Origin of the sequence: Janthinobacterium sp. BJB304, from assembly GCF_002735765.1 — a bacterium.
In the GTDB taxonomy this organism is placed as follows: domain Bacteria; phylum Pseudomonadota; class Gammaproteobacteria; order Burkholderiales; family Burkholderiaceae_D; genus Janthinobacterium.
On sequence record NZ_PDZN01000044.1, the window covers coordinates 1 to 8,900 of the forward strand.

The 8,900-nt window shown below is 63.1% G+C and carries 7 protein-coding genes; 5 read left to right on the top strand and 2 right to left on the bottom strand.

The features are described 5' to 3' along the window. The first annotated feature begins 91 nt into the window (after positions 1 to 91). Entirely contained in the window at positions 92 to 1,186 is a 1,095-nt protein-coding gene (gene aroC / locus CSQ95_RS28740) for a chorismate synthase (RefSeq protein WP_099411980.1), read from the top strand. A gap of 214 nt (positions 1,187 to 1,400) precedes the next feature. Here aroC and CSQ95_RS28745 read toward each other — a convergent pair whose 3' ends face one another. Next, complete coding sequence (locus CSQ95_RS28745) at positions 1,401 to 2,897, bottom strand: HDOD domain-containing protein (RefSeq protein ID WP_070224427.1); 1,497 nt, start codon at positions 2,895 to 2,897, stop codon at positions 1,401 to 1,403. Beyond that, a complete protein-coding gene (locus CSQ95_RS28750; protein WP_099411983.1) occupies positions 2,894 to 4,633 on the bottom strand; it encodes a bifunctional diguanylate cyclase/phosphodiesterase in 1,740 nt (579 codons plus the stop codon). Before CSQ95_RS28750 ends, CSQ95_RS28745 begins: the two co-directional genes overlap by 4 nt. Positions 4,634 to 5,030: 397 nt before the next feature. Between CSQ95_RS28750 and CSQ95_RS28755 the strand changes: the two genes are divergently transcribed. From CSQ95_RS28755 to CSQ95_RS28770, 4 genes are all read left to right on the top strand, one after another. Continuing rightward, entirely contained in the window at positions 5,031 to 6,713 is a 1,683-nt protein-coding gene (locus CSQ95_RS28755; RefSeq protein ID WP_099411981.1) for an isovaleryl-CoA dehydrogenase, read from the top strand. Positions 6,714 to 6,859: 146 nt separating this feature from the next. Continuing rightward, complete coding sequence (gene upp / locus CSQ95_RS28760) at positions 6,860 to 7,510, top strand: uracil phosphoribosyltransferase (protein ID WP_046682928.1); 651 nt, start codon at positions 6,860 to 6,862, stop codon at positions 7,508 to 7,510. Between the two features lie 21 nt (positions 7,511 to 7,531). After that, a complete protein-coding gene (locus tag CSQ95_RS28765; protein ID WP_099411982.1) occupies positions 7,532 to 7,894 on the top strand; it encodes an Hpt domain-containing protein in 363 nt (120 codons plus the stop codon). 298 nt (positions 7,895 to 8,192) lie between these two features. Continuing rightward, a complete protein-coding gene (locus tag CSQ95_RS28770; RefSeq protein ID WP_010398811.1) occupies positions 8,193 to 8,396 on the top strand; it encodes a cold-shock protein in 204 nt (67 codons plus the stop codon). Positions 8,397 to 8,900 lie beyond the last annotated feature (504 nt).

Here is an 8,900-nt window from a genome sequence, read left to right on the forward strand (position 1 = left end):
GGGTAAATATCGGGCAGTGGCCTGGCATTAGCGGCATGGCGTGCCCCGCAGGCTGGTAGAATTGAGTTTTTCAGTCCTCACACTTCCTATTATGTCCGGCAATTCTTTTGGCAAGCTGTTTACTGTTACCACTTTCGGCGAATCGCACGGTCCGGCCATCGGCTGCGTGATCGATGGCTGTCCGCCGGGCCTGATCCTGTCGGAAGCCGATATCCAGCCCGAGCTGGACCGCCGCAAGCCGGGCACTTCGCGCCACGTGACGCAGCGCCAGGAATCGGATACCGTGGAAATCCTCTCCGGCGTGTACCAGGGCGTGACGACGGGTACGCCCATCGCGCTGCTGATCCGCAATGAAGACCAGCGCAGCAAGGATTACGGCAATATCGCGGAAAGCTTCCGCCCCGGCCACGCCGACTACACCTACTGGCATAAATACGGCGTGCGCGATCCGCGCGGCGGCGGGCGCTCGTCGGCGCGCCTGACGGCGCCCGTCGTGGGCGCGGCGGCCATCGCCAAGAAATGGCTGCTGCAGCAGTACGGCACCACGTTCAAGGGCTGCATGAGCCAGCTGGGCGATATTCCCGTGCCGTTCCAGTCGTGGGAGCATGTGCATGCGAACCCGTTCTTTGCCGCCAGCGGCGACGCGGACCTGATCGCGCGCATGGAGGCGGCGATGGACCAGCTGCGCCGCGACGGCGATTCCATCGGCGCGCGCATCGACGTGATCGCGCAAAACGTGCCGGTCGGCCTGGGCCAGCCCATCTACGACAAGCTCGACGCCGACATCGCCTATGCCATGATGGGCATCAATGCCGTCAAGGGCGTGGAAATCGGCGCCGGCTTCGATTCGGTGGCGCAAAAGGGTTCCCAGCACGGCGACGAACTGACGCCGGAAGGCTTTATCGGCAATAACGCCGGCGGCGTACTGGGCGGCATTTCGACGGGACAGGACATCAGTGTGTCGATCGCCATCAAGCCGACGTCGTCGATCCGCACGCCGCGCCGCTCGATCGATAAAGAGGGCAATCCCGTGATGGTGGAAACGTTCGGCCGCCACGACCCCTGCGTGGGCATCCGCGCCACGCCGATCGCCGAAGCCATGCTGGCCCTGGTGCTGATCGACCACGCCCTGATGCACCGCGCGCAATGCGGCGATGTCAGCGTGAATACGCCGAAGCTGAAGTAAATTGAATGTTGTCGGATGGCGGGCCTGCGGCCCTGATCCGACCTGCGCCCCATGCCATGGAATGCTGTCGGATGACGGGCCTGCGGCCCTGATCCGACCTACGGCCCATGCCATGGAATGTTGTCGGATGACGGGCCTGCGGCCCTGATCCGACCTACGACCCATGCCATGTAGGTCGGATTAGCGCGCAGCGCGTAATCCGACATCATTTGTATCACGCCACCTTGTTCGCCACCAATTCCAATTGATGGCGCATCTCCACCGACTGCACCAATAACGCCCGGATATCGTTGATCAGGTTGAATTCCGTCTGATTCAATTGGATCGGCGGGAAGCTGTCGTCCCAGTCGCCATATAAGAATCCCGTGGGGTGGCCGTTGGCCGACAGCGGCAGCACGACGAAGCTGCGCGCTTCCGACAGGGTCGTCTTCCACCATTGCGGCAGTTTGGCGGCGAATTTCGGGTCGCGCGCGTTGTCGATGAAGATCACGCGGTCGCTATTGAGGGCCGCATGGAAGACGTTCGGCTCATACGCGTCGCCAAACACCATCAAATCCTGCAGGTCCGCCATGCCTTCGCCCAAGCTGATGCGCGCCGAATACAAATGGTCCCTGTGGTTGCGCACGAACGCCACCGAGCGCGAAAAATCGAAGCCCTGGTGCAGCGTTTCGAGCGCCATCGAGACCATCTGTCCCGGGCTGGCGCTGCCGATGGCGCCGCGCAGGTCGGCCAGGCCGCCGATCAACACGCGATTGCCTTCGGCGCGCATGCGCGTCGAGGCCAGCTGGCGCGCGCGCCGTTCGGCCGGTTTCGACAGCGGTGCGATCGACAGGTCGGCCGCCGCCATCGCCTTGGCCTTGTCCACCGCCACCACCAGGTCGGTCGCGGTGATGCCCAGGGTGCCCGCATAATCGTCGATCAGCGCATGCACCTGCGCCGCGCCGGCCGCATCGTCATGCCACAGCGAGTCAGCGCAGCGCGCCGCCATCGTCGACAGGCCCGCCATCCAGTCGGCGCCGCTGACAGGGGAGTTGTCCGGCGACGGGTCCATCGGACGCATGCCGTTGATCAGGTGCTGCGGCAAGCCCCAGTGGGCGGCCGTGGCATAGCCCACTTCGGGCAGCGACAGGCCAAGGATTTCGCGCGCGGCGGCAGCTTCGTTGCCGGGACCCGCATGCGCCTGCATGCGCGCCCAGAAATCTGTCATGTAGAATGTCACCATCATGCGGCCCAGGGTGTGCAGCATGGAGCAGACGACGGCTTGCTCCGCCTGCAGGCTGCCGGCGCTGGTGGCCACCTGCTGCGCCACCATCCCGGCCAGCACGGCTTTTTCCATTTCCACGTGGGCGCTGACGGAATCGGGCGAGGCCTGCGACAGCTCCTCGATCAGTTTCAAGCCCAGCGCCAGGTGGCCGATGGCGTCGATGCCGAGCACCAGCACGGCCTTCGAGACCGTGTTGACGCGCTGGCCGAAGGCCGAATACATGCCGCTGTTGGCCAGCCTGAGCACCTTGTGCGTGAGGACAGGATCGGACAGCACCGTTTGCGTGATGTCGAATTCGTGGTCATCCTCGCCGCGCATGGCGCCCAAGATGGCGCTGATGGCTTTCGCGAAGCCGGGCATGTCGCCTTGCTGTCGCGTGCGCGCCCACAGCAGGTCCAGGGTGTTTTTGCCGAGCTGTGTCGGTACCGTGAAATGACCTGGATTCATTGCACCCCTCCGCGCGGTTCATTGGCAGATGGCGCAGGCACCAGCGCCGCATAGGTTTTGTCGCTCAAGGCCGATAGCGCGGCATGGGCCGGCATCGGCTTGCCCGTCAGGTAGCCTTGCACGTACTGGCAGCCGCGCGACTCGATGAAGTGCATCTGCTCCTCGGTTTCCACGCCCTCGGCCACGACGGACAAATTCAAATGCTTGGCCAGGTCGAGAATGGTGTTGCAGATGGCCGCATCCTTGCTCGATTCGGGCAAGTCCTTGATGAAGGTGCGGTCGATCTTCAGCACGGAAATGGGGAAGCGCTTCAGATACGCGAGCGAGGAGTAGCCGGTGCCGAAATCGTCGATGGCGATGCGCGCGCGGCGCTCCGTCATCTTGACGAGGATGGTTTCCGCATGCACGGGGTCGATCATCAGCGTGCCTTCCGTGATTTCCAGCACCAGGTGTTTACCGGAGAGTCCCGAAAACGCGATGGCTTCATCGAGCACGTCGAGGAATTTATCGTTGCGGAACTGGCGCGGGCTGATGTTGACGGAGATGTACAACGGCCGTTTGGCCACTTCCTGAAACTGCTTGAGCTGCACGCAGGCCGCCTTCAGCGCCCAGGCGCCGAGCAGGTTGATCAGGCCATTGGCTTCCGCAATCGGGATGAAGCGCACGGGCGGCACCAGGCCCAGGGTCGGATGCTTCCAGCGCATCAGGGTTTCGAAGCCCTGGATCTGCCGCGTGTGCGCGTCGACGATGGGCTGGTAAAACAGCAGGAATTCGCCTTCTCGCACGGCGTGGAACATGGCCGCTTCCAGCGAAATATCGTGTTCCGACGGGCCGTTCAGGCGCGGGCTGTAGACCAGGCAGCGGGCCTTGCCCGTTTCCTTGGCGCGCGACATGGCCGCATCGGCCAGCGCCACCAGGCGCACTTCATCCTCCGCGTGCAGCGGATAGATCGATACGCCGACGGAGGCGCCCACGTAGATCGTGTGGCCATCGACTTCGAACGGCGCCTGCAGGGTGGCCAGCAGGCGGCCCGTCACGAGCTTGATCTGGGCGTCGGTGGCGCTGCCAGGCAGCACGGCGACGAATTCGTCGCCGCCCACGCGCGCCAGGGTGTCGCTGTCGCGCAGGGTCTTGCGCAGGCGCGCCGCGGCCAGGCGCAGTACGGCGTCGCCGACGGGGTGGCCCAGGCCATCGTTGACCTTTTTAAAACCATCGAGGCCGATGGTGGCGACGGAAAATCCCTGGCCCGAACGGGCGGCCTGGGCGATCACCATGCGGATGCGGTCCGACAGCAGCAGGCGGTTCGGCAGACCCGTGAGCGCATCGTGCGTGGCCATGTGGCGCAGCCGTTCTTCCGTGTTGTGCTGGGCCGACGTGTCGCGCCCGACCACCAGCAATTCGGCCACGCCGGCCGCGTTCATATAAGACGACAGGCGCAGCTCGAACCAGATTTCCTGGTCCGGCGTTTGCAGGCGCACTTCCAGGCGGCCCGGCTCTTCCAGCGCGTCTTCCAGCGCCGCCTGTAGCGCCGCGCGCGACGCTTCGGTGGCCAGCGGCAGCAGCAAATGGCCGGACAGGCCCGAGGGCGCGCCAAACAGGGTGGCCGCGCGCTTGCTGGCGAACAGGATCAGGCCGTCCGTATCGAGCCGGAACACGACGTCGCCTGCCTCTTCCATGAGGTTGTCCAACTCGTGGCGGGCCTCGCGGTGGGCGGCGGATGGGGTACTGGAAAACATCGTGCTGGCTTTTACCTTTTTATTATCAGTGCCGGCGCTCGCTGCAGGGCAGGGCGCCAACGGAAACAGTGCATCGTGCGTGACGCGCGCCATAGGGGCCGGAAGGGCGGCTATCGGAACGCGATCCACACGAAATGTATCATTGAAAAGCATTCGATTACATGAAATAAAGCAACATTGCTTCAGGTTTTGTAAATATTCCTGCCTTCCATGAAAAAAATCATGCCGCGCGACACACATGGGTATTTTCATTCCACGTGGAAACATTTATCTGCGCTTGCGTCCCCTGGCGCGCTTGCCCCGCCTTGCGCTTTGCGCTAGTCTGGCTGGCAGACGGTGTTGACGGCGCGCCCGCGGCAGGCAAGGGCGCCATGATAACAAATCGCGGGAGACCCCCATGAATGCTTTTGATACGCATGAAGTTTTCAACCAGGCCACGCCGTTTGAAAACGTCAACCTGTTCGCCTGCGACCCGGCGCTGATCGAAGCGCTGCTGCGTGAAGGCGGCGGCGCGGCGCTGCAGGAGCTCGACGCGCTGGGCGACAAGCTGGGCCGGGCCGAGACGTATGTGCTGGCGCGTCTGGCCAATATCCACACGCCCGAGCTGCAGCAGTTCGACCGGGCCGGCCGGCGCATCGACGAGGTGCTGTTTCATCCGGCCTGGCATGAACTGATGGCCATCCTCGTGGGCGCCGGCGCGCACGCTTCGCCCTGGGCCTCGCCCGGTCCCGGCGCGCAGGTGGCGCGCGCGGCCGCCTATCTATTAGTGGGGCAGGTGGAGAACGGCACGCAGTGTCCCGTGACGATGACGTATGCCTCGGTGCCGGCCCTGCGCCAGGCGCTGGATCTGCCGCAGATCGCGCAGCGCTGGCTGCCGAAAATCCTGTCGCGCGAATACGATCCCCGCTCCTTGCCCGTGGAACAAAAACGGGGCGCCCTGGTCGGCATGGGCATGACGGAAAAACAGGGCGGCTCGGACGTGCGCAGCAATACCACGCGCGCCGTGCCCGTGCCGCCGGACGAGGCGCAAGCCCTGTTCGGTGCAGAGGCAGGGGGCGCCTGGCGCATCGTCGGCCACAAATGGTTTTTCTCGGCGCCCCAGTGCGACGCGCATCTGATCCTGGCGCAGGCGGACGAGGGCGGCTTGTCGTGCTTCTTCCTGCCCCGCTACCTGCCCGACGGCAGCCGCAACGCCATCCGCGTGCAGCGCCTGAAAGATAAACTGGGCAACCGCTCGAACGCCTCGTCGGAGGTGGAGTTCACCAATGCCTATGGCTGGCTCGTGGGGCAGCCGGGGCGCGGCATTCCCACCATCCTGGAAATGGCCAGCCATACGCGCCTCGATTGCGTGCTGGGCAGCACCGGCATCATGCGCGCCGCCTTGACGCAGGCGCTGCACCATGCGCGCCAGCGGGCCGTGTTCGGCAAGCCGCTGGCCGAGCAGCCGCTGATGCAAAACGTGCTGGCCGACCTCGCGCTCGAGTCGGAAGCGGCCACGGCTTTTGCGCTGCGCCTGGCCCGCTGTTTCGATGAAAAGGTCGATGCGCAGCAGGCGATGCTGGCGCGCGTGCTCACGCCGGCCGGAAAGTACTGGATCTGCAAACGGGGGCCCGGCTTCGGCGCGGAAGCCATGGAAGTGCTGGGCGGCACGGGCTATGTGGAAGAGGCGCCGCTGGCGCGCCTGTACCGAGAATTGCCCGTCAACTCGATCTGGGAAGGCTCGGGCAACGTCATGTGCCTCGACGTCTTGCGCGCCTTCGGCAAGTCGCCGGCCGCGCGCGACGCCCTGGCGGCCGAGCTGGCGCTGGCCGGCGATGATGACGCTTCCTTTGTGGCCTGCCGCGCGCGCCTGCTGGCCGACCTGGATGGAGCGCAAACGGATGAATTTGGCGCACGGCAATTGTCCGAGCGCATCGTACTGGCCGTGCAGGCGGCCTTGCTGCTGCGCCATGCGCCAACGTTCGTCGCGCAAGCTTTCCTGCAGTCGAGGCTGGTGCAGGCGCCGGGCGGGGCGTATGGCCGCTTGCCGGCGGGCACCGATTGCGCGGCCATCCTGGCGCGCGCGCTGCGCGAGTATTGATTTCAATAAATCCGAATATTTCGAAAATTCCGGCCACAGGCGGGCTGCGGACTGGGATAATGCTGCAATCCATGATTTTATCGACACACAGCGCGCTTGCGGTGCATGCTTGCCGCCGCGCCAGAGAGTAGAGAAAGAAAAACAATATGAAACAAGACCCACGCTTCCCGAATTTGTTCATTACCGATCACCCGTTGATCCAGCACAAACTGAGCCACATGCGTGAGCACGACACATCGACGCGCACCTTTCGCGAATTGCTCAAGGAAATCACTTTGCTGATGGGCTATGAAATCACGCGCGATCTGCCGCTGACCACGCGCGAAATCAAGACCCCGCTGGTGACCATCGATGCGCCCGTCATTGCTGGCAAGAAATTGGCCATCGTGCCCATCCTGCGCGCAGGCATCGGCATGAGCGATGGCTTGCTGAACCTGGTGCCGTCGGCGCGCGTGGGCCATATCGGCGTGTACCGCGACCCGGCCACGCACATGCCCGTGGAATACCTGGTGCGCCTGCCGGACCTGAACGAGCGTACTTTCATCCTGTGCGACCCGATGGTGGCGACCGGCAATTCGGCCGTGTATGCCGTCGATGTGCTGAAAAAACGGGGCGTAACGGACGAGCAGATCATCTTCCTGGCCCTGGTGGCCGCACCGGAAGGCGTGACCGTGTTCCAGAACGCGCACCCGAACGTCAAGATGTTCTGCGCCGCGCTCGACTCGCACCTGGATGACCACGCCTACATCGTGCCGGGCCTGGGCGACGCCGGCGACCGTATCTTCGGCACCAAGTAAGTCATTCAGGCGAGTATTGAGATGGCAACCTTGATCGATCCGGATTTCCGCACGCGTTTGCGTGCGTTGAACGAAAAGTATGCGGCCAGCGTACCGGCCCTGATGCAGGCGATTGCGCAGGCAAGCGGCCGCTGCGACAGCGAAGGCGCCCGTCTGGAACCGTTGACGGAGCTGCACCGCGCGCTGCACGCGGTGGCCGGCTCGGCCGCCACCTTCGGCTTTGCCGCGCTGGGCCAGGAATGCCGGCGCATCGAACAGCTGGTGCGCGCCATGCTCAATACCCCAGCGCAAGCGGTGGCGGAATGGCCCGCCTTGCGGGCGCAAGTGACGGCGCTACTGGACTGGGCAAAACGTGATGCGGGCGCCACCCATTTCACCGCGTGAGCGACAGCACTACAGAGATGTGGTTGCAATGATTCATTTGATGCAACGCAAAGCACCCGCGTCGAAGATTAGGATATAGTGTCTCCATGCCGCTGGTAAAGGGCGCCGCAAGACGGGGATTTGGCTATTAAAGTAGTGTTCGCAAGTTTATTTTGCGAAAGAATGGTTTTTCTCAGTTTTGTTGGTATAATTGGGCATCGTTGGATTCGAGGTAGTAGTGCAGTTTGTCTGTCATTTCTTTCTTGCTTCAAACGATATAACGGGCGCAAGCCCAACTTAACTGAAATAGGAAATTGTAATGGCAACTGGCATCGTAAAATGGTTCAATGATTCGAAGGGTTTCGGCTTTATTACCCCTGACGAAGGCGGCGAAGATCTGTTCGCTCACTTCTCGGCTATCCAGTCGAACGGCTTCAAGTCCCTGCAAGAGAACCAACGCGTTTCTTTTGAAGTGACCGCTGGCCCTAAAGGCAAGCAAGCTTCGAACATTCAGCCAATCTAATACGCTGGATCAAACGAAATAAAGAAATCCTCGGTCTCCGAGGATTTTTTTTCGCTTGAATTTCCGTGAGGTATGGGTTTTTCGTGGGCTGCGCGCTCTTTTGGCGTGCTTGCGTCGCCGTGTAGGTCGGCTTAGCGCTTGCGCGTAAGCCGACAATGGTGGTGCTGGCGAGGTGCATGGGCTGGCGGTGTCGGCTTACGCTGCGCTAAGCCGACCTACGCCGACTTGCATCGACCTACGCTGACCCATGCCGGCCTGCGTCTCGCACGTCGCGGTGCGCAATCAAGCCGTTGCGAACCCCAGTGATTTTTGGCCGGCATGCCTCGCCGGGCAGGCGGGTAGCTGGTAGGTCGGCTTAGCGCTTGCGCGTAAGCCGACAATGGTGGTGCTGGGGAGGTGCATGAGCTGGGGTGTCGGCTTACGCTGCGCTAAGCCGACCTACGTCGCCCTTAGCCGACCTACGCACGATCAGGGGGCTGAAGTTGTTCCCTCATGCGTCACAAC